1 pseudogene is annotated in these 428 nt (G+C 52.3%); it reads left to right on the forward strand.

Features of this window, described 5'->3' with window-relative positions:
- A pseudogene (gene loiP / locus J7U37_RS24950) lies at positions 1-354 on the forward strand (metalloprotease LoiP); the annotation flags it as partial.
- Positions 355-428 lie beyond the last annotated feature (74 nt).

Below are 428 nucleotides of genomic sequence, written 5' to 3' on the forward strand. Positions count from 1 at the left end.
GCGTTAGGCCATGTGAAAAAAGGAATGCAGGTGGCACTTGGTACAAATGCCGTGCGAGTAGCTGCGGCCTCTGCGGGCGGGATTGTCGGAAGTTTATCTCAATCACAACTTGGTAATCTGGGCGAGAAATTAGTCAATTCGCAATTCTCCCAGCGCCAGGAAGCAGAAGCCGATGATTATTCTTACGATCTTCTGCGCCAACGCGGCATCAGCCCGGCAGGTCTTGCCACCAGCTTTGAAAAACTGGCAAAACTGGAAGAAGGTCGCCAAAGCTCAATGTTTGACGACCATCCTGCATCCGCCGAACGCGCCCAGCATATTCGCGATCGCATGAGCGCGGATGGGATTAAGTAAAGCCTGGTGGTGTCGAACGTAGGTCAGATAAGGCGTTCACGCCGCATCTGACATGAATGGCACATTTGTTACCT

It is taken from the genome of Methylobacterium sp. 37f (assembly GCF_023093475.1).
GTDB lineage: Bacteria > Pseudomonadota > Alphaproteobacteria > Rhizobiales > Beijerinckiaceae > Methylobacterium.